This window comes from Acinetobacter higginsii (genome assembly GCF_000369525.1).
Classification (GTDB): domain Bacteria; phylum Pseudomonadota; class Gammaproteobacteria; order Pseudomonadales; family Moraxellaceae; genus Acinetobacter; species Acinetobacter higginsii.
This window is the reverse complement of the sequence record NZ_KB850071.1, coordinates 33,514-54,979: the sequence shown is the minus strand read 5'-3', so window position 1 is coordinate 54,979 and position 21,466 is coordinate 33,514. Positions and strand designations below refer to the sequence as shown.

21 protein-coding genes are annotated in these 21,466 nt (G+C 41.7%); 6 read left to right on the top strand and 15 right to left on the bottom strand.

Going from position 1 to position 21,466, the window contains the following annotated elements:
• Positions 1-75: 75 nt before the first annotated feature.
• Positions 76-675 carry an NAD(P)H:quinone oxidoreductase gene (gene wrbA / locus F902_RS03400; RefSeq protein WP_005201140.1) on the top strand — a complete coding sequence of 200 codons (600 nt, stop codon included), beginning with the start codon at positions 76-78 and terminating at the stop codon, positions 673-675.
• On the opposite strand, the gene F902_RS03395 is transcribed toward wrbA, so the two are convergent.
• Both F902_RS03395 and lgt read right to left on the bottom strand, forming a co-directional pair.
• Complete coding sequence (locus F902_RS03395) at positions 672-1,046, bottom strand: hypothetical protein (RefSeq protein WP_005201139.1); 375 nt, start codon at positions 1,044-1,046, stop codon at positions 672-674. The genes wrbA and F902_RS03395 overlap by 4 nt on opposite strands.
• Before the next feature lie 105 nt (positions 1,047-1,151).
• Positions 1,152-1,964, bottom strand: coding sequence for a prolipoprotein diacylglyceryl transferase (gene lgt, locus F902_RS03390; RefSeq protein WP_005201138.1), 813 nt, complete (start codon positions 1,962-1,964; stop codon positions 1,152-1,154).
• 110 nt (positions 1,965-2,074) lie between these two features.
• Between lgt and F902_RS03385 the strand changes: the two genes are divergently transcribed.
• From F902_RS03385 to F902_RS03370, 4 genes are all read left to right on the top strand, one after another.
• Positions 2,075-2,857: an NRDE family protein gene (locus F902_RS03385; protein ID WP_005201137.1), complete on the top strand. Its 783-nt coding sequence runs from the start codon at positions 2,075-2,077 to the stop codon at positions 2,855-2,857.
• 142 nt (positions 2,858-2,999) lie between these two features.
• On the top strand, positions 3,000-4,592 hold the full coding sequence (locus F902_RS03380) for an alkaline phosphatase (protein WP_005201135.1): 1,593 nt from the start codon (positions 3,000-3,002) through the stop codon (positions 4,590-4,592).
• Positions 4,593-4,612: 20 nt separating this feature from the next.
• A complete protein-coding gene (locus F902_RS03375; RefSeq protein WP_005201133.1) occupies positions 4,613-6,148 on the top strand; it encodes an alkaline phosphatase in 1,536 nt (511 codons plus the stop codon).
• 78 nt (positions 6,149-6,226) lie between these two features.
• Positions 6,227-6,877: a hypothetical protein gene (locus F902_RS03370; protein WP_005201132.1), complete on the top strand. Its 651-nt coding sequence runs from the start codon at positions 6,227-6,229 to the stop codon at positions 6,875-6,877.
• A 229-nt stretch (positions 6,878-7,106) separates the two neighbouring features.
• On the opposite strand, the gene F902_RS03365 is transcribed toward F902_RS03370, so the two are convergent.
• The 4 genes from F902_RS03365 to tatA form a co-directional block, all read right to left on the bottom strand.
• A complete protein-coding gene (locus F902_RS03365; RefSeq protein WP_005201129.1) occupies positions 7,107-9,092 on the bottom strand; it encodes a PhoX family protein in 1,986 nt (661 codons plus the stop codon).
• Positions 9,093-9,275: 183 nt separating this feature from the next.
• Positions 9,276-10,040: a twin-arginine translocase subunit TatC gene (tatC, locus tag F902_RS03360; RefSeq protein WP_004804196.1), complete on the bottom strand. Its 765-nt coding sequence runs from the start codon at positions 10,038-10,040 to the stop codon at positions 9,276-9,278.
• Positions 10,037-10,477 (bottom strand): Sec-independent protein translocase protein TatB, encoded by a 441-nt coding sequence (gene tatB / locus F902_RS03355; protein WP_005201127.1) that lies wholly within the window; start codon positions 10,475-10,477, stop codon positions 10,037-10,039. Before tatB ends, tatC begins: the two co-directional genes overlap by 4 nt.
• Before the next feature lie 12 nt (positions 10,478-10,489).
• On the bottom strand, positions 10,490-10,705 hold the full coding sequence (gene tatA / locus F902_RS03350; protein WP_004678519.1) for a Sec-independent protein translocase subunit TatA: 216 nt from the start codon (positions 10,703-10,705) through the stop codon (positions 10,490-10,492).
• 152 nt (positions 10,706-10,857) lie between these two features.
• Here tatA and F902_RS03345 point away from each other — a divergent pair, with 152 nt between their 5' ends.
• Positions 10,858-11,745, top strand: a complete 888-nt coding sequence (locus F902_RS03345; RefSeq protein WP_005201124.1) for an AEC family transporter — start codon at positions 10,858-10,860, stop codon at positions 11,743-11,745.
• Between the two features lie 17 nt (positions 11,746-11,762).
• Here the strand turns inward: F902_RS03345 and rdgB are convergent, their stop codons facing one another.
• From rdgB to F902_RS03300, 9 genes are all read right to left on the bottom strand, one after another.
• Positions 11,763-12,386, bottom strand: a complete 624-nt coding sequence (gene rdgB, locus F902_RS03340) for an RdgB/HAM1 family non-canonical purine NTP pyrophosphatase (RefSeq protein ID WP_005201121.1) — start codon at positions 12,384-12,386, stop codon at positions 11,763-11,765.
• 76 nt (positions 12,387-12,462) lie between these two features.
• A complete protein-coding gene (locus F902_RS03335; RefSeq protein WP_017402427.1) occupies positions 12,463-12,903 on the bottom strand; it encodes a hypothetical protein in 441 nt (146 codons plus the stop codon).
• Between the two features lies 1 nt (position 12,904).
• The gene (locus F902_RS03330; RefSeq protein WP_005201117.1) at positions 12,905-13,486 is read right to left on the bottom strand and encodes a class I SAM-dependent methyltransferase; all 582 of its coding nucleotides are present in this window, start codon (positions 13,484-13,486) and stop codon (positions 12,905-12,907) included.
• Between the two features lie 155 nt (positions 13,487-13,641).
• Positions 13,642-14,229 carry a tetratricopeptide repeat protein gene (locus F902_RS03325; protein ID WP_004804208.1) on the bottom strand — a complete coding sequence of 196 codons (588 nt, stop codon included), beginning with the start codon at positions 14,227-14,229 and terminating at the stop codon, positions 13,642-13,644.
• Complete coding sequence (metW, locus tag F902_RS03320) at positions 14,226-14,819, bottom strand: methionine biosynthesis protein MetW (protein WP_004804210.1); 594 nt, start codon at positions 14,817-14,819, stop codon at positions 14,226-14,228. Before metW ends, F902_RS03325 begins: the two co-directional genes overlap by 4 nt.
• Complete coding sequence (gene metX / locus F902_RS03315) at positions 14,819-15,979, bottom strand: homoserine O-succinyltransferase MetX (protein ID WP_005201115.1); 1,161 nt, start codon at positions 15,977-15,979, stop codon at positions 14,819-14,821. The genes metW and metX overlap by 1 nt, the downstream gene beginning before the upstream one ends.
• 126 nt (positions 15,980-16,105) lie before the next feature.
• Entirely contained in the window at positions 16,106-17,803 is a 1,698-nt protein-coding gene (leuA, locus tag F902_RS03310) for a 2-isopropylmalate synthase (protein WP_004804214.1), read from the bottom strand.
• Between the two features lie 457 nt (positions 17,804-18,260).
• The gene (locus tag F902_RS03305) at positions 18,261-18,944 is read right to left on the bottom strand and encodes a Fe2+-dependent dioxygenase (protein WP_005201113.1); all 684 of its coding nucleotides are present in this window, start codon (positions 18,942-18,944) and stop codon (positions 18,261-18,263) included.
• 105 nt (positions 18,945-19,049) lie between these two features.
• Complete coding sequence (locus F902_RS03300; RefSeq protein ID WP_005201112.1) at positions 19,050-21,344, bottom strand: TonB-dependent receptor; 2,295 nt, start codon at positions 21,342-21,344, stop codon at positions 19,050-19,052.
• Positions 21,345-21,466 lie beyond the last annotated feature (122 nt).

Sequence of the window (21,466 nt, the reverse complement as noted above, 5' to 3'; positions counted from 1 at the left end):
AATCACAGGATTTACTACAGCTCAAAAAGTAAAAAATGTCGTATAGTGTCCTTTTTAACAAAATTCTTGAAAGTGATGCAACCTTACGTTCTTGTTCTTTATTACAGTAAATACGGTTCAACCAAGCAAATGGCGCATCTGATTGCCGATGGAATTGAAGCTGCAGGGGTGACGGCGCGCATTCGCACCGTACCGAATTTAGCCACTGTTGTGACTGAAGCGGCACCGAGTATTCCAGCAGATGGCGACATTTATTGCACTTTAGAAGATCTTAGCCATTGTTCGGGTTTGGCCTTGGGTTCGCCAACGCGTTTCGGCAATATGGCCAGTGAGATGAAATACTTTTGGGATCAAACCACTAGCCTATGGCTGAATGGTGCTTTGCATCATAAGCCTGCTTGTGTGTTTACATCTTCTGGTTCGATGCATGGTGGGCAGGAAAGCACATTGCTAACGATGTTACCGCCGTTGTTTCATCACGGCATGCTGATTATGGGACTACCTAATTCGATTCCAGCCTTGTCCAATACCAAAACCGGTGGAACACCGTATGGTGCCAGTCATGTTAGTGGGCCACGTCATGATCAGAGCTTAAGTCAAGATGAGAAAATCTTGTGTGAAGCACAAGGCAAGCGTTTAGGTGAAGTGGTGAAAGCGTTGGCCGGAAAATTTTAACTCAGCGAAAGTCGATATTTCCGCCCAGTTGCGACCAATCTCCAGAAAGTAAGATTATCAGTTGGAGAGGGAATTGGAGCTAAGGCAGGATTCTGTAGTTGTATTTTTTCTGCACGTTGCTGGTCTGAGATTAAACTTGCATAGAGATAATCGAGTAGATCAACTGCGCTAAACACCTGTTTATAGGGATCTTGTAATTCGGTGTTTTGGTTGGCGAAACATACCCGATGCGGCTCATTGTCGTGGATGAAACTGAGTTCAAGTGATTTTTCGATTTGGCAGACCAGTTGCGGATTGAACTGTAGGGGAGAGAGGCTAAGAACCAGCTCATGCACTTTAAAGTGGGCGAGATGCTGACGTTGTTGCTGCATCGACTCTCTCCTGAAAGGAATAGAATCAATATACGCTGTTTTTGAAAGATTGATAAATAGCTTAAATTATTGGCCTAAAAAAGGGAGCATTCGCTCCCATTTTTATTATTTCTTTAACTGCCAGTCATAGATGTTTTTACGGTAAGCGTACCAAATCATCCACAGACCAATAATAATCATTGGGAAGCTGAGAATCTGGCCTTTGGTCATCCAGCCAAATAAAATGTAGCCTTGGTCTGCATCGGGTTCGCGGAAGAATTCCATAAAGAAGCGAGCAATACCATAGCCGACAAGGAATAGAGCTGAAACGGCCATACGCGGACGAGGTTTAGAGCTAAACCACCACAATACGATAAAGAGGATCAAACCTTCACAGAGGGCTTGATAGATTTGTGAGGGATGGCGCACCAAACCGAGTGGATCTGTTGGGAAAATCATTCCAAATGGATAGCTTGGGTCTTGTACTGGGCGGCCATATAGTTCACCGCCAATAAAGTTACCAAAGCGGCCAAACATTAAGCCTGTTGGTACGCAGGGTGCAATAAAGTCCAAGGTCTGGAACCATGTTTTTTGGTATTTTTTACACCAAAACAGCATCGCAATCATCACACCGAGGAAGCCGCCGTGGAAGCTCATGCCTCCAGTCCAGACTTGGAATAACCACAATGGATTTTCTAAAAATTTACCAAATTCGTAGAACAACACATAGCCGACACGGCCACCGAGCACAACACCCAACGCGCCGTAGAAGACCAGATCTGACACCATGTCACCTGTCCAGCCATCATGTTGTTTAGCGCGATACGATGCTAAACCCCATGCGCATAGAAAAGCCAGAAGATACATCAGCCCGTACCAGTGCACTTTGACTGGTCCTAAGCTCAGCGCAACTGGATCAATATTTGGATAGGTCAGCATCGCTGCTCCTCAATTTTATATTTTGAGCAGATTGTAGCGGAATGATGTGAAAAATGTTGTACATTCAATGTGAAAGATCAATGTCCCAAAACGTGGGAGAAAAAGGACTTATGTGTATTGTCGCTTTTGCATGGCAGGTGTTGGATGAAATGCCGCTGTGTTTAATTTCAAATCGGGATGAGTTTTATCATCGGCCCAGTGCTGCCTTGCATGCATGGCAAAACAGCAGCATTGTGGCAGGACAGGACTTACAGTCTGGCGGGACCTGGATGGGCGTGACAGCATCAGGTCGATGGGCGATTGTCACCAATTTCCGTAATGGCCGCGATCAAAAAAGTTATACGACTTCTCGTGGGCATTTGATTCAATCTTTTTTGGAAAGTGATTTAGCCCCGATTCGTTTTGCTCGGCAATTGGAACAACAGCAACAGGATTATGCGGGCTTTAATTTGTTTGTTGGAGATACTAAGCAAGCCGTTTATATGAGTAACCGAGGTGAAGCCCCACAAGTGCTTGCCAATGGCGTTTATGTGGTCTCAAATGGACTCATGTCAGAAGATTGGGAAAAAACCAGACATTTGCGTAAACGCTTTACTCAAGAATTTTTACCGATGTTGCAGCAACCACAAATTGCAGAATCAGCAATCGATGCCGCCGCTTGGGATATTTTGGAAGATGAGCGTAAAGTCATCGCCAATCTGTTACCCGATACGGGAATTAATCCAGAGATGGAGGCCTTATTGTCGTCCACCTTTATTCAAAGTCCAATTTATGGGACACGATGCTCTAATTTTTTAAGATTGACGGACGCCGAATGGCAATGGCTAGAGAAATCTCAACAGGGAGAACGGCAGGGACAGGTGATTGATCTACACGTCAATTTGAATCTTTGAGTTGGTATGTTATAACATAATTATCCATATAAAACAACAAGATGAAATAATACTGTCATCAAGGTGACATAAAAGGGTCACCCAGCATTGTTATGGTCTAGTCAATCAAGTTACGTCCAAACAATACATCTGGGGATATTCTATGTTCTTATCAAAGACGGGCTTTTCCAAAAAGCTATTGGCGGTCAGTTTAATGGCAGTTTTGTCAGCTGGAATGACTGCTTGTAACAATAGTGATAATAATGACGAAACAGAAGTACCAAAAACACCAACCGCAAAAAATGTAATTTTCTTCTTGGGCGATGGTATGGGGATTACCACCTTAACTGCATCGCGTATTTACTCTGTTGGCGAGGATGGTGATTTGACCATTGATACGCTGCCAGAAACTGCATTTGTGCGTACCTTTTCAGAAGATGGTCAAGTGACAGACAGTGCGCCATCTATGGCAGCGTATATGACCGGCGTGAAAATGAACAATGAAGTCATTTCCATGCAGTCAGGTACCATCGCATCCCCACCGAAAGCAGATGGTACCAGTACCTGTGACGATGTTGCAGCCAATAAAGGCAAGAAACCCGCAGAAACATTGCTTGAACTTGCTAAAGCGCAAGGCATGGGCACTGGGCTTGTCACCACAACCCGTATTACCCATGCAACACCTGCTACGACCTATGCGCATGTGTGCCATCGTGATGCTGAGAACGATATTGCAGCACAATTGGTTCCAGCAGGTAAGGGAACAGGATGGGGTGCGTATAACACTAAATTAAACGATGGTGTGGATGTGGTCTTGGGTGGTGGCTTGCGCCAGTTTAAACCAACGACGGTATCGGGTGGTAAACGGGCGGATGGTCGTGATCTGGTCAAAGAAATGCAAGATCAGGGCTATAGCTTTGTTTCAAGCGGAAGTGATTTAACCAAAATTGATCCAAGCAAAACCAAGAAATTATTGGGCTTATTCAATGCCAGCCATATGAACTATGACTTGGATCGTACCAATAAGAAAATTGATGAGCCAAGTCTTGCCGATATGACCACCAAGGCGATTGATGTCTTACAAGCAAAAAACAAAAGCTTCTTCTTGATGGTTGAGGGGGGCCGTATTGACCATGCCCTGCATGACACCAATGCCAAGCGTGCCTTACAAGATACGGTTGCTTTTGATAATGCGATTAAAGCTGCAATTGATAAAGTTAAAAAAACCGATCCTGAGCTCAAAAATACCTTGATCGTGGTCACCGCTGACCATGATCACACCATGGTCTTGAATGGCTATGCAAAACGTACAGGTAAATATGTGAAAGGGGCAGAGACCAGTGTGCTCGGTTTAGTCAAAAACTATAACAAGGCAGGTTTCTCAACTGATGTGAATGGCAACCCATATCCAATTATCGGTTTTGGTACAGGTAAAAAGCGTTTAGACAATGACCGTATCGAAGCGCGTGGGGTATTGACCGATAACGACAGCTGTAATCCAGCCGTAGGTCCAGCGGGTAAATTTACCGATAGTCGTGGTACGGATATTGATAAAGAAGGTTGGTGTACAGGTACCGCTTCCGATGACTTCCAGCAAGAAGCTGTGGTGCAAACTGGTTTTGCGGATAGTGAAACCCATGGTGGTACCGATGTATTTCTGGGTGCAATTGGTGTGGGGTCAGATAACTTCCACGGCAGCCTCGAAAATATCGAAGTCTTTAACTTAGTTCGCAAAGCCATTGGCCTAGATAAATAACAACAGACTGGAGAACGATGATGTTAAAACAATTTAAATTAGGTCAGTTTGGTATGAAAGCATCTGCTTTAACTGTTGCATTAGTTGCTGCAAGCACTGGTGCACAAGCTGCGGGCGAAGCCAAGAATATCATTTTTTTCTTGGGTGATGGCATGGGCCCAACCACAGTGACCGCAAGCCGTATTTATGGCTATGGTGAATCTGGCAAATTAACCATGGACACCTTGCGTCGTACTGTACGCATCAAGACCTATTCAGAAGATGGTCAAACCACCGATAGCGCACCATCAATGGCGGCTTATATGACGGGTAAGAAAACCCGTAATGAAGTGATTGGGATGACACCTGGGACGATCGCGGTTGAACCAAGTGCGGGTACAGCACCAGATGGTACTAAAGTATCTAATGCCATCAATAATTGTCCAACCCCAGGTTCGAGTGTGGCTGCGGGCAGCCCTGCAGAAACAATTCTAGAATTGGCCAAAGCCAATGGTAAAAAAGTGGGTGCGATTACCACCACAGAATTGACCCATGCAACGCCTGCAGCAACCTTTGCCCATGTGTGTAATCGTAATGCACAGTTTGAGATTGCACGTCAGATCATTCCTGGCGGAGTAGGTTATAACACTAAACTGTTAGATGGCGTTGATGTATTGATGGGTGGCGGGCGCAATCATTTCACCCCTTATAATGCGGCGGATAATAAGAAGGGGCGTATTGATGGGCGTAACCTACTGAATGAATTAAAAGCCAAAAACTACACGGTTGGTGCGACCAAAGCAGAGATGGATGCAGCACCATTGAATAAAAAATACATCGGTCTTTACTCTGCCACTTCACATCTGGAATATGATTTGGATCGCGCGAGAACAGCGCCAAACCAACCTAGTTTGGCGGAAATGACTGCGAAATCAATTGACCTGCTACAAGCACAAGATACTGCGGGCAAAGGCTTTTTCTTGATGGTGGAAGGTGGACGTATTGACCATGCTTTACACGGCACCAATGCCAAACGCGCATTGCAAGACACTATTGCTTTTGATAATGCGATTAAGACGGCATTGGATAAAATCAAGAAAACCGATCCTGAGTTAAAGAATACTTTAATCGTTGTTACTGCCGACCACGACCATACCATGACCTTTAATGGCTATACCGCGCGTACTGGAAAAACGACGACTACCAACCCGGGTATTTTGGGTTTGAGCTATAGCTATCAAGAAGCTAAAGCAACAGACGCCCGTACGCGTGTATTGGCTGACGGCAAGAAGCATGCACCGAATCTGGATGTCAATGGTAAAACCTCAACCACCTTGGTATTTGGTAATGGTGGTGGCCCGCGTCCAACATCGCGCATCGACATTACTGACAATGACGCAGCTGCAGATGATTACTTGCAAGAAGTTGGTGTAAAACTCGGCAATCCTGGTTCCGAAACCCATGGGGGTGGTGATGTACTGTTATTTGCAGAAGGCGCGGGTTCACAAGTATTTAAAGGTACACGTGAAAATGCATGGGTATTCAGCAAGTTAAAAGAAGCCTTTGGTTTTAAATAAACACTTTATTGAAGATTTTCATCATATTGCAAACAACCTCAGTCACTATGACTGAGGTTTTTTTATGTAGGAAATAACATGCGTCTAGTGATGAGTGCGGTATTACTGAGCGTGGGAATGACGTCTTTGCATGCAGCCCCAATATTAAGTGCCAATATTACCCGTGAGACCCAAACCATTGGCAATGATGGAGTGACACGTACCAGTGTGTTTCAGGAACGCATGTATCGTAATACTCAAAATATTTGGATTGAACGCGTACTGCCTAAACATCACCAACATGGACATGAAAAGGGTGGGCATAAACATTTAGATTTAGCTGAAGCAGCCCAGCATTATTTTATTGATCAGAAAAAACAACCCAAACTCAATTTGGTGCTGATGGAAGATAAAACTGTCGTCCATTTGCAAGATGCGGATGTCGATATGTTAGGACTCAGCAACTGTTGGAACTGTGTCTATTTTTTGATTGACCCTAAAAGTCTAAAGGGAATGACCGTCAAGAAAAAAGACAGCAACAGCACTTGGTATGAAAGCCAGAATAAGAAAAATAAAATGAATATTGAATGGGATAATCGCAATAACATTGCCAAACGGGTTGAAGTGCGCAGTCTAGATGGTTTGCGCTATGACATTCTGAAAGCCAATATCCAACAGGTCAATATTGCAGAACCTTGGAAAAGCTACAGTAAATTTACCAGCAAAGATTATTCAGACTTTGGTGATTAATTGCTAAAGCTGGATTGGCTGAATTGAGCTCCTTATTTAAAGGGGCTTTTTTATCAGAGAAATAGATCTGCTCTGTGGCCGCTGCCATTTCAATCTTTGAATAAAATGATCCCACTTTTCTATTATTTTATATAAGCACGAGCACTAGCTGAATGGTTGGATTGTGATTGATTTAGACAAGCAAATGCCGACATGATGTCGGCATTTGTTTTTTTAATAGCGCTGAGATTTAAGCTTTTTTCTCAATTGATGGTGCAACTGGATCAGCGGTGATATAGCCGACACTTGCACTATAACCACCATTGTAGTTGGCTAATACTTTTGCTTTTAATTCAGCAGGAAGGCTTGAGCTATCACCCGCATGTTGGAAGTTGCTCATGATATAGGTCCAGCCATTGACCGAATCAACTGCATGTAGACCAGTCGACTCTGCACCTGCTGGTGTAGACAGAATTCGGTCTAAAGACTTGGTCTCAACGTTATAAGCCCAAAGGAAGTTATTGGTATGGTTACCACTATCTTCACCAATGAACAAAGTACGTAAAGTTTCAGAGAATTTTAAGTTGTCTGGGCTGGCAATGTTATTTGGATCAGCCGTATTGCCCAAGTTGTCTGCTGGAATATCTTTGCCCATAAGAACCATATGGCTTTGGTAAGGCGTCCACTCACTATTGATTACATTGTTTAAGTGGTCAACTTGACTGCCTTTCAAGTCATGCGCAAGTACACCACCAGCTTTCAATGTGCTCTTGAATTTAACATTGTGTGCAGCAACCCAACCTGATTTACCTTCGATCATCGAGTCTTGAATATTGGCAAGTGCAGAATAAGCAACCTTATCCTTAATATTAACGGTAGTTCCTTCCATCTTGGTGAATGCCATACTACCGCCTTTGAGGGCTGCATAACGGTGCGTTTCGAGGAAGGCAGCAGCTAATTCGATTTCTGCTTTGCTGAAACCATTATTGGCTTCTTTTAACTTGATCCAGAGTGTTTTCTTATCCAATACAATCTGCGTATAACCCGTTAAGTCTGCAGGTGCCGTGGTTAAGCTCTCCATAATGTTTTCAGCTTTAATGCCGCGAACATTGACCAAGTCTTCAATGGTTTTACTGTCGGTATGACCCAGTTTGATCCATTTAATTGGCGCTGTAGAGGTTTCATTCAGCTCAGCAGTGTACTTTGCAACATATAGCGTTCCTGCAGATAAATCTTTTTCCTTATCTGCAACAAACATAAAGAAGCCGCCGTTGGTATAGTCATCACCCATGATCACGGTACGGTTGTCTGGCATGACTTGAATTAGCTCATGTGAAATACGGCCTAAACAGTAGTGCTTAACTGCAGTTCCACGACCTTTACCATCCAGAATGATTTCTGGTAAATGACCATAGTTATAGGCATTGGCTGTATTTTCATTGCCATATAGATTTTTACTGTAGGCTCTTAATGTGGCTAAGGTACTACCGATTTGATCAAAAGCATCTGGTTCATATTCTTCACTTGAAAGGTGTGTATTCCAAGGAGAAAGACTGGCACCACAAGTAATCCATAGGCCATGAACTTTAGACATGTCGACATTGAAGTATTTTTTCAATGCAAGATGTCCGGTTTTTTGATCTTGGTCTAAAGTGAGTACGGCAATAGGAGAGGGTAACTGACCATACATACTTTGTTTGGCTAAGTTTTGTGTGGTGTATTCGAACTGAACCACATGGAAGACAGGGTTGTTGACACCGTCAACTTTTGCATCTTTGAGATGAATCATTGAAGAGCCATCTGGACAGTCAGAGAAGAATTGACGTTCTTGACCTGCAACAGATGTATCTCTGATCGCTTTGTTATTAATGTCGTAATAGCTACCTGCGATAATTTTGCCGCCGTTGAGATTGTCAACTTCCATACCTGTGCGGAAAAATTCTTGATAACCTAATTTATATTCAGTGCTGGTATTGTCTTCCCAAGTCACTGTTAAACTTGATTTAACAGAAGTTATTGCCATTTCTGCCGTGGTGGTGGGTGCCGCCATTGGCGTAAATTTGGCATTTTTAAATTTAACCAGTTTTGCTGGTGGTGTAACAACGTTATTATCGTTGTCATCATTACAACCCGTTAAAGCTGCTGCTGTGCCCATTGCCCCCAGTGGTAAAAACGGAACACCCGCGAACCATTTTAAAATATCACGACGACTTGGCTGATTGGTATTGGCTGTCATAGTAAATCCGTATCTGTAATATATGATAAATAAATCCTGATAGATTCTATGTAGCGGAGATGACAGTTTTCTGACAGTTTGAAGGCAGTTTAAAGACAAATTTGATTTTATAACTAATTAATAAATATAGGGTTGTAATAAAAAAATCCCCGATGGATTTCGGAGATTTGTCAAGTATTCAAGTTAAGCAGATGCTTTTCTTTTTTCTAGTATTTTTCCAAATAGCAGGCCGAGCTCAAATAACATCCACATCGGAACTGCCAGCATGATCATCGATAAGGCATCGGGTGGCGTCACAAACATCGCGACAAAGAAACACCCGACTACGATGAAGCGACGCTTTTCGATCAGCGTTTGGGTGCTGACCACGCCAATTAAAATCAAAACTAAAGTAATAATTGGGATTTCAAAGGTAAAACCGAACACCAAGAATAATTTTAGACAGAAGCTTAGATAGCTGTTGATGTCTGTCATTGGTGCAACTGTTTCTGGGGAAACACTAATAAAGAAATGTAGAATCGCAGGTAAGGTAATGAAATAAGCAAATGCCACCCCTAAATAGAACAGCACAATACTGCCTAATAAGAGGGGAATGGCTAAATGACGTTCTTTTTCATAAAGTGCTGGTTTGATGAATGACCAAATCTGATAAATGATATAGGGCATTGCCAGCATAAACGCGACAAATAAATTCAGCTTAAACGGTGCCATAAATGTTGCAGTGACATCGGTTGCAATCATGGTCGAGGTTGCAGGCAGCTGTTGTCTTAATGGCTCAGACAGCCATTGATAGGTGGTATTTCTAAAAGGCAATAAGCAGAAGAAAAGAAAAATCGTTACCCCAACAATCTTAAATAGATATTGGCGCAGCACAATCAAATGCTGCATCACAGGCATTTGCTGTAAGGGTTCATCAGTAGTGACTGAAGTCGATGGTAATTGGCTCATACGGCAATCTTTAATTCTGTATCAAACTGTTGAGTCGGTAGCTTCGGCTCAGGTTTGAAAGGTAACTGCTTTTGATATTCAAGACTGAAAGGAATGGTCGTTTGCTGAGAAAAAAGCGTATAGATGATTGGGGCTTTAGTCTCAGTTTTTGCTTCTTCAACTTCAGAAGACGTTTGTGTATTTTTAAGCGCGTCTAACTGTTGTTGCATCCTGCGTTCAAGTTCAGTGATTTTATCAATTTCTTTTTGCATTTCTTCGCGGAACTCAGAAAGGCGTAATTCTCGATCAATTTCGTTCTGAATGTTGTTGATAAACTTTTTAATTTTTCCATACCATTTCGCTACGAATCGTGCAGCTTCTGGTAATTTATCAGGACCGAGCACCAGCAATGCAATCACGGCAAAGCAAAAGATCTCGGTCATTCCCAAATTCAGCATAATCGTGCTCGCTTAGCTTTTTACTGAGCTTTCAGTATTTTTAACTTGAGCATCAATGGTACGAGGTTCATTTAAAGGTGTCGCAGCTTCTTCTTCTTTCATTGATTTTTTGAAGTCTTTGACTGCACCGCCAACATCTTTACCCAGGTTTTTTAGCTTCGATGTACCGAACAGTAGAATCACCACAATTGCAAAAATCAGTACATGCCAAATTGATAAACCAGCCATCATTCTATTCCTATAAAACTTTGGATATATCTCAACAGCTTGGCATGACAAAGATGTGACACTTATATTGCAGTTTTAAGACAGCGCATTTACCCAATGGTAAATAGTGCTAGCATATGCAGCATATCAAGACATGATAAAAACAGATCGACATGACCTTTATTCTCCCCATCAGTGCCTTTATTTTCGGGCTGTTGCTTGCTCAATTCAAAGTCGCGGAACAGGCGAAGAAAATCTTATCTTCATTATTGGCACGCTTATTTATTCCTGTGGTGATCATCTACAACATGGTGTTTTATCAGGCAGGTAGCTTTGCATTGATGGGATTTAGTTTTATTACATCGATTATTTTATTTTATGGTTTTTTCCACTTCTCAAAGGATCGCCTACAAGCGCTCTGTATGAGTTATAGCAATATTGGTTGGTTAGGCTTTCCATTTGCCATCGCCTTATTTGGAGAGCAGGTCAGTGGGGCTATGATCGCGCTATATATCGGGGGGTCACTGTTTGGCAATATTTGGGCAGTTGCTGCGGTTTCAGAAGGGCAGACTAATTACGTTGCAACACTGCATAAAGTTCTCAAGTCACCACCGGTCTTGGCCTTGTTTGCAGCCTTGATTCTATGGTTATTGGGGGCTCATCATTTGCAGGGTAATGGGGTTGTAGAAGGGCTGTATGATATTGCCAAATTTGGGATGAGCTTTGCGGGCATGTGTATTTTGGGAATGTGGCTGAGACATACCCGTGTACATATGGCTGATTTGTGGCTGAGTACGCGAACCTTAATGTTCAAGCTCTTGTCTGGCGTCATGATCTGTACGTTGACCTATTATTTTATTGCGATTCCGCAGATTGAATTATTGCTCCCTGTTCTGTTTTTCTTATTTTGTTTACCTCCTGCCGCCAATATTGTCGCGTTGGAAACGCATTATCAAGGTACAGGTGTTTCAGCCCGCTATATTGCGGCGGGAACCATCGTGAGCTGCGTGGTGATTGTGCTCTATGGTCTATTGCTGCATATAAAAAGTGCCCTCATCTAGGAGGGCACTTTGATTGGTTAAACCAAACTGGCTTTAAACAGCTGCATGGCTTGACCACGATGGCTGATCTTATTTTTCTCAACTTTGCTCAGTTCAGCACTCGAAACATTGAGTTCAGGCAGCCAGAATAAAGGATCATAACCAAAACCGTTTTCACCACGTGCTGCTTCTAAAATCTCACCTTTCCAGATGCCTTGGAAAATTTGTGGGAGTGGATCTTCTGCATGCGTGACCAACGCCAATACGCAGACAAACATGCCTTCAATGGCTTCGCCGTCTTTACGCAAAGGCGCAAGATCAGTCAGTAATTTTTGATTATTGGCAGCATCATTACCATGCTCACCTGCATAGCGCGCCGAGTAAATCCCAGGTGCACCGCCTAAAATGGGTACACACAGTCCAGAGTCATCTGCGAGTGCAGGTTTACCTGAAAGCTTAGACGCATGGCGTGCTTTGATAATGGCATTTTCAACAAAGCTGAGACCGTCTTCAATCGCATCTTCAATATCGAGTTTACCTTGAGGAATGATCTCGACAGGAAGATTAAGTTGTTGAAAGAGATGTTCAAATTCCATCACTTTGCCTTTGTTATTACTTGCAAGGACAAGACTGCCTTGGTTGAGCCATGATTGAGTAGACATGCTGAAAATCTCAATATTTTAAATAAAATGAATTGTACTAGATTTGGTGGTCTAAGTCGGTTGTATGTCTTTATGATTAAACGCCAATAATAGTGAAACCATCAACATCTTGTTCTAATCGATTGGTTAAGAAGCGTATAAGATCATCCATCATTTTGATCACATCTGTTTTGTATCTCGGATATTTTTTCTTAAAAAGTTTAGTTTCTTGTTTAAATAAAAGATGAACATTATCGTTATAGCGTAAATATTTTTTAGCTTCTAAGTAAATTTTATAGGTATTAAGTTTTGCAATAATTTGTGCTATTTCTTCTGCATCAAGATACGTATTTCCCCAATGTGACCAAGGGTTTTCACTCCCTAAAAATAAGTGCTCGACTAAAGAAAATGCGATTTCATCAATGACAATTGAATGATCACAATTTGGATTTCGTTGCAAATCATAAGGAATGATTTGCATGTTAAGACCTGCATAAATTCCATCTGAATAGGGCGTAACTGTAAAAGAAAATTTCATGCTAAATTTTTTTCAAGATCAGTGTATGGAAATTCCAGAATTTCATTTTTCCGTGAGCATTTGGATGTTCTGTTCCAGTTTCTTCATTCATTAAAATTTCATAATCATCAATGAACAGTTGTTCAATTTGCTTGCGATCAAATCCTTGCATAGTCTGAGGCTGTTGTAATAACCAAGGGTCATCTTGACCTAAAAGTTGTATTAATAAAATTCCGCCTTGGGGCAAGGCATGTTTCATCTTTGCGAGTACATGATCAATTTGGCTGGGGGCACAAAAGAACAGACTGAATAGAGCAACGATAATGCTGGCTGAAGGAAATGGATAGTCTTCAAAAATATGATTTGAGAAAAAGAATTTAGGATGATTTTTAAATCGATGCTGACACACCTGTTGTGATGCTTCGGATGGATCAAAGGCGTGAACCTGATAATCATGTTTGAGTAAGAAGGCAGCCTCATTGCCCGCACCGCATCCACAATCGATCACAACACGAGGGAGAGTCTCGTCAACATACTGGAGTGCATATTCCAAGATCGGACGATGGGGCTGATCTTGGGTGAGTTCAGCAAATATCTGGGGCATGAGTGCTAAAGAATGAAGAATTTAATATAAATAGCAGTTTAAGTTCTTTTTGTAAAAGTAGAAATTAGACTACATTTAAATCAATTGAGAATAAAACCAATAAAAAACCGACTTGTGATAGTCAGTTTTTTATTACTCAATAGCTCTAAGCAAGATTATTGCGCTTGAATCCATTTATCAGCACGGTCACGTGCAGTACGAATCTGATCTTGAGTCAAGTTTGCAGCCAACGCAGTTTTCTTACCTTCAGAAAGACTGATCACTTTGGTATCTAGCATACCGTCACGGGTTGAAAGCTCATACCATTGGTAAGCGCCAACAAAGTTTTTCTTCTGCTCTTCCATCATCGCAAGATTGAAGCTGGCACGGTTGTCACCATTGCTTGCTGCTTTCTCGAAATATTTACGCGCTAAAGCATCGTCTTTCTTTACACCAATACCATCGGCATACATACGACCAACATTCAATTGTGCTGCAGATAAACCTTGATCTGCTGCTGCTTTGAATAAAGAAAATGCTTGTTTTTCATCTTTAGCAACGTCTTTACCAAACTGGTAACGGGTTGCTAAGTAAAACTGTGCCCCAGCTTGACCAGATTTTGCTGCGCTTTGTAGTTCGTTGATACCCATCACTGAATATCGCGCTGCCTGTGTTGCAACCGATTGAGGTTGAGCAACATAGTCAGCGTGCGCTTGTATACTGATCAGACCAAATAAAAATGTGCTGATTAATGTCTTTTTCATAGAGCGCTCACTCGATAAATTGCGACTTCACCAAATAGGTTCGGCATATGCTTACTGAGCACACTACCTTGTTGGTCACCATTAACGGCAAGTCGATTAATAATTTTAATCCGATTCTCAGCACATAAGGCTTCAAAGTCACGGAAAGTACATAAATGAATATTCGGGGTGTTATACCACATATACGGTAAAGCTTCCGAAACAGGCATTTTCCCTTTCAATGCAAGAAAAGAACGTGTCTTCCAATATGCAAAATTTGGAAAAGTAATAATGGCCTGTTTGCCGACACGCACCATATCACGAAGTAATACATCTGGTGCATCTACAGCTTGCAAAGCTTGTGCCATAACCACAGAGTCAAAAGACTGGTCGGCAAAACGGCTTAAACCGAGGTTTAAGTCCTGTTGGATAATATTTAACCCCCGACTGATGGCAATTGCAATCTTTTCTTGATCAATTTCTAGACCATAGGCACGAATATTGTGCTGTTTGCTCATATGAGCCAGCAATTCACCATCACCACAGCCTAAGTCTAGCACGCTAGAGTTCGGGTTAATCCATTTTTCGGCGAGTCGTTGATCTATACGCATTAGTGCTGCTCCTGCGATGTCGATTGCAACTGTTGTTCTCCACCTAAAAATGCGCGTAGCGTTTTTACATACAGTGGAATAGGAAATAAGAATGAGTCATGACCTTGTTCAGCATCAATATCTAAGTAGCTGACAGGCTTATGATTATCAATCAAAGCATCCACCAGTTCTTGAGAACGGCTTGGACTAAAGCGCCAGTCTGTAGTAAATGAAATCACCAAAAATTGGCACTTCGGTTGACTCATTGCCTTCGTCAAAGAATGTTCGTATTCACGCGAAGGGTCAAAATAATCCAAGGCCTTGGTCATAATCAAGTAAGTATTTGCATCGAAATTGCGGCTAAATTGTTCGCCTTGGTAACGCAAATAGCTTTCTACTTGGAATTCGACATCAAAACCATACATAAATTTGCCCGATTTTAAATCGCGACCAAATTTCTGTTTCATGGCTTCTTCTGACAAGTAGGTAATATGACCCACCATACGCGCTAAAATCAAACCACGTTTTGGATAACTGTCATTTTCCAGATAGCGACCATGATGGAAATCAGGATCAGATAGAATCGATTGGCGTGCAACTTCGTTAAAGGCAATATTTTGGGCTGATAATTTGGGTGCACTAGCGATGATGGCGCATTTTTGTAATCGGTCTGGATAATCCAAAGACCATTGTAGAGCTTGCATACCGCCCAGAGAGCCGCCAATCACAGAATACCAAACTTTAACGCCTAAACGGTCAGACAGCATTGCTTGAGTTTTGACCCAGTCACGCACTGTGACTAATGGGAAGTCAGGACCGTAAGGGCGATTTTCATTTTCAGGATTTGGTGAGGTGGGACCAGTTGAACCACTGCATCCACCGATATTATTTAAGGAAACAACAAAGAAGTGATTGGTATCAATCGCTTTTCCAGGGCCAATACAACTGTCCCACCAGCCTGCCTTCTTATCATCTTCATGATGATAGCCTGCAGCATGGTGATGTCCTGACAGCGCATGGCAAATCAGAATGGCATTGGATTGATCTGCATTGAGGGTTCCATAGGTTTCAACCATTAAATCGAAACGTGGCAATACGCGGCCACATTCAAGTTCTAAAGGTTGTTCAAACTGAAAATTTTGTGGTGTGACTAAACCCACTGAATCCGATGGAAAAGACACTGGAATGATTCGCCCTATAATAAATCATTAATAATAAAAGGATACCAATTCAGGTATCCTTTCAAAAGTCATTTTTTCTGATATTACAACTCAGCTTTACTGACGATTATGTGATATTTCACCTATCTAAACAGCTGCAGCAGCCACTTGATCGGTGGTTAATACACCTTGTTCAATTAAACGATTGGTACATGCAATAATGGCTTCGATTGATGAAGTCACGATGTTGTCATGTACACCCGCACCAAATGCGCTCTTACCTGTGCCTTTCACTTGAAGCTCAATCAAGGCAAGTGCTTTGGCATTGGCACCTGAACTGATACTGCGCTCTTCATAGTTCACCACATCAATTGGTAACTGTAAGGCATTCAACATAGCTGAGATCGGGCCATTTCCTTCTCCGCGGAGACGTTGAATTTCACCGTCAATTTCAACGTCTAATTCAATGATTTGTGTACCATTGATATCTGACAATTGATAATGTTTGGTTTGATAATGGCTGTTCTTCACATCCACATAGGTATTTTCAAATAATGTCCAGATTTCATGTGCACTGATTTCTGTACCATTTTCATCGGTATGTTGTTGTACGATCTGACTGAATTCGATTTGCACACGACGTGGTAAGGCAACGTTATAATTCGATTCCAATAAGTAGGCGATACCGCCTTTACCTGATTGGCTATTCACGCGAATTACTGCATCGTAGTCACGACCCAAGTCTTTCGGATCGATTGGTAAATATGGCATATCCCAGATTTCTTCATTTTTCTGGAATTCGAAGCCTTTTTTAATCGCATCTTGGTGTGAACCAGAGAATGCGGTAAAGACTAAATCACCTGCATATGGATGACGAGGATGCACAGGTAAACCGGTACATTCTTCAACTGTTGCAATGATTTCATTGATATTTGAAAAGTCTAAGTTTGGTGCAACACCTTGGGTGTACATGTTCAAGGCAATCGCAGCAACGTCCACATTACCTGTACGTTCACCATTACCAAATACACAACCTTCAACACGGTCAGCACCCGCCATAATTGCCAATTCAGAGGCTGCGATACCACAACCACGGTCGTTGTGACAGTGAACTGAGATAATCACGCCATCACGACGCGCCAAGTTACGGTGCATCCATTCGATTTGATCGGCATAGACATTCGGTGTAGACACTTCAACTGTTGCAGGCAAGTTCAAGATGACTTTATTGGTTGGTGACGCTTCCCAGATTTCAGTCACAGCATCACAGACATCTTTGGCAACTTCTAATTCAGTTGCAGAGAAACATTCTGGGCTGTACTGGAAAATCCAGTCTGTAGCAGGGTACTGCGCTGCATATTCTTTGACTTTTGTTGCTGCATTAATGGCAAGTTGCTTTGAACCATTGGCATCGACGTTTAAGACTTTCTGGCGGAAGGTTGGAGAGTTTGAATTATAGATATGCACAATGGCACGCTTTGCATCAACCAACGCTTCGAAGGTACGTTCAATCAAATGATCACGTGCTTGCACCAACACTTCGATATAGACATCGTCGGGAATCAAATTTTCTTCAATCAATTTACGAGTAAAATCAAAGTCAATTTGAGAAGCTGATGGAAAGCCAATTTCGATGTGCTTAAAGCCGATTTTAACCAACATGTGGAACATTTTTAATTTTTGATCCATATCCATCGGTTCAAAAATCGCTTGGTTCCCATCACGAAGGTCGGTACTCATCCAAATCGGTGCTTGATTGATTTCATTATTCGGCCATTGACGATCTGGTAAATCCACTCGCTGGTACATACGGCGGTATTTTTTGCTTGGGTCAGCCAACATCATGAGAAAACTCCTTGTCGTAGCATGGTTGCTGAGTCAAATAAAAGCAACGTGCTACAGATATATATGGTGTCTATAAGAATTAATTTAAAGCGAATTCGGGGATCGAGCGCCTAAAAATGTAGGCGAAAAAATTTATACGCGCGCGAGGCGCAGCATCAGGAGAAGTGCAGCGAGATGTGTTATATGAGACGGGTGGGTAAAGCCGCGATTTGTTTTCATCATCTACCATTCATATGGGGTATTTAATTTTGCAGTTATATTAATCATCTAACGATATTCAGTCTAGGCGAAAATACAGACGACTGCAAAGGTCTATAAAACATTTTAATTTGAATGAATGGGAAATATTTCCCTGTTTTTTGCACTATTTAAATTTTAATGGGGAAAAATTTCCGTAATTTTATCAATTAGAGATAAAAAAGTTGTTTTTATCTCTAAGCTTTGAAAAGTGTGTGATTTAGAGTTCAGACCACATCCGAATCAGGTTATGGTAAATGTTGGTGAGTTTCATCACTTCTGGATAAGCATCGCCATGGGTTTTCCGTAATTCACGAATACTTTCATCTAAAGTAAATAATAGGTGGCGTTTACTGTCATCCCGAATTAAGCTTTGTACCCAAAAAAATGAGGCAAAACGGGTTCCCATGCTAATACTGCTGACTTCATGCAAACTGGTTGATGGGTAAAGCACCACATCACCAGCAGGGAGTTTAATCTCATGGTAGCCATAAGTGTCTTCAATGACCAGTTCACCACCTTCATATTCTTCTGGTTCGCTTAAGAATAAGGTGCATGATAAATCAGTGCGGATTTGCTCAGATGTGCCACGAATCAGGCGAATCGAGTTGTCGACATGGAAGCCAAAGCTTTCAGATTCATCATAACGATTAAATAGGGGAGGAATGATTTTATGAGGAAGCGCTGCTGCTTGAAAAAGTGGGTTTTGCCAAATTGCTTTGATCACGATATCACTGAGCGCGTGAGTGAGTGGATCTTGCTCAGATAACTGCTGATTTTTTTTCACGGAAGCAGAGAGTGTACCTGCGGTGACTTTTCCACCCACCCAATCTGCATCTGCCATCAAGCGACGGAACTCTGCAACTTGTTCTTTCGTTAATACATTGGGAATATGATGAATCACTGTGAACACCTTTTGAGTATTTGCTTCATATGTAAAAATAGCCTCATGTCGAGGCTATTTTATACGAACTGAGTTTAATTCCATAAATATTTTATGGATTTTGGCTTAGTATTTAAAGTTAATCGCTAAGACTGCATTACGTCCATTACCTTCAAAGGCATAATGTGCTGCATGTGCGCTGGTGAAGTAACGTTTATCACCAATGTTATTTACATTTAGCTGAACATTCACGTTCTTATTTACATCATATTTTGCCATCGCATTATAGATGGTATAAGTTGGTAAATATTTTGGTGCAGTGGTGTTTACAAAAACTTGATCACGATATTCTGCGCCAGCACCTAGAGTCAAGTTCGGTAATACGCGATAAGTTGACCATAATGTTGCGCTGTTTTTGGCGACAAATGGTAATGGTTTACCTTCTTGAGCAACTGCATTATAAGCCGCTTTAGTAATTTCACTGTCTAAGTAGCTATAGCCTGCAGAGATATCCCATTTGTTAGTAACTTTGCCGTTTAAGCTGACTTCAAAGCCATCCACTTTACTTTCACCAGCATTGGTTGTAGTCGTAGGATCAATTTGAATACGTGTATTTTGCTTTTCAGTACGGAAAATTGCAGCCGTTAAATTTGCACGGTCATTAAACAAATCCCATTTGGTTCCGATTTCAAAAGTACGTGCTTCTTCAGGCTTAAGGTTATTTACAATATCTGTAGTACCTAGAGCGTTATCGCTGCTATCGCCTTCAGCTAAAACACCCACTGGGTTTGCTGAGGTTGCATAACTTGCATAGATGCTACCTGATTCAGTTGGCTTAAATACTAAACCAGCTTGGTAAGTGAAGAAGTCTGAATCACTTTCGTATTTCGTTCCTTTAGGAATTGTAATGGTTGAGTTATAAGCTCCACCAGTTGCACCATATACGTCTTTATTGTATTTCTTCTCTGTTTCAAATTTATCCCAACGGACACCTAAGTTAAGTAACCACTGTGGATTAAATTCGATGCTATCTAAGGCATAAACAGAAGCTGTACGGCTACGTGTAGTTGATTGCCCTTTGATACTGCCCATTGTGTCGGTAAACACACCATTACCAGGGTTATTTAAACTGGTACACCAACCATTTGCGATTGCTGCAGTTGAATTACAACCACTAACATTAGATGCCAAAATGGTTGATGTGGTTTGACCTGCAGCATTGGTAAACGTATGCATACCTTGATCAGTATTTTGATAGCTCCACTCAGTACCCAGATTAAATGAATGTTTGAATGCACCTGTGTTGAACTTACCTCTTAAAGAAAGTTGGTCACTATATGCGTCAGTATCTAAAATACGGCTTAAAGCACGACGAGCAACCGTACCACGGTAAATATTTCCATTCGAATCATCCGCATTGGTATACACATAGTCAGACTTCGACTTGTTGTAAGTTGCCACGTTTGACAAGGTTAGATTTTCATTGAAATCATGCTCTAACTTAAATGTACCAATATGATTTTCACGTTTGTCAAAATCACGATCTTTCCAACCATAGTAAGTTCCAGCTTTGACACTCACTGGACGGCCATCACCTGGGTTAAGCGTCACACCAGCAGGAGCGCGGGTTGGGTTGTTGAAAGGAATTCCTGCATCTGGTTCGTCATTGCTACGTAGGTAGTAATAACTCAATGTGCCACGTGTTGCTGTATCTAAGCCAAAAGCAAGGCTTGATGCGAGACCCGCACGAGCAAATTCTGCACCGTTGTGTTGACCAGGCTTTTCATTTTCATGTCCCATCACTACGACACGGCCTGCAACGCCATTGCCAAAATCTTTATTTGCATCAAGTTGGATATGGCGATAGTTATCGGTCCCACCTTGAATACTGCCTTGATAGACATCACCTTGATGTGCCACTTTAGGTACGAGGTTGATACTACCACCCACACTACCGCCACCACCAAGGGTAGAAGAAGAGCCTTTAATGACTTCAACTTGTTCAATTGCAAACATATCGCGGCTTTGAGAGGTGGTGTTACGTACGCCGTCTACATAAATAGAAGATTGGCCGCTATAACCGCGAATATAAGGCATATCTGTAAATGGTGTACCACCTTCACCAGCACCTAAAGTAATACCTGGTTCATAACGAAGTGCTTCAAGTAAGGTATTTGAGTTTGTATCTTTAATTAATTTTTGCGACAGAATTGAAACTGACTTCGGCGTGTCTTTCAGTGGTGCTACAAATTTTGCATTTGCAGACTGATCTACTTTTAAAGATTCTTCTTGAGCAGCATGCGCATGAATTGTTGGAAGCTGAACTGCCTGATCTTGTGCAATCGCTGGTACTGCAATTACTGAGAGTGAAGATGCAATTGCAGAAGAAACGAGCTTCTTCCGTGATTTAATAAAAGACATGGGACACGCCTAACAGTGTAAAAATTTATGCAAAGGATAATCATTGTCATTTCTATATTCATTTGTTTTGGATTGTTTTTTTCAATTGTTTCTAATTATTACAATGGAAACTTAAATAATTT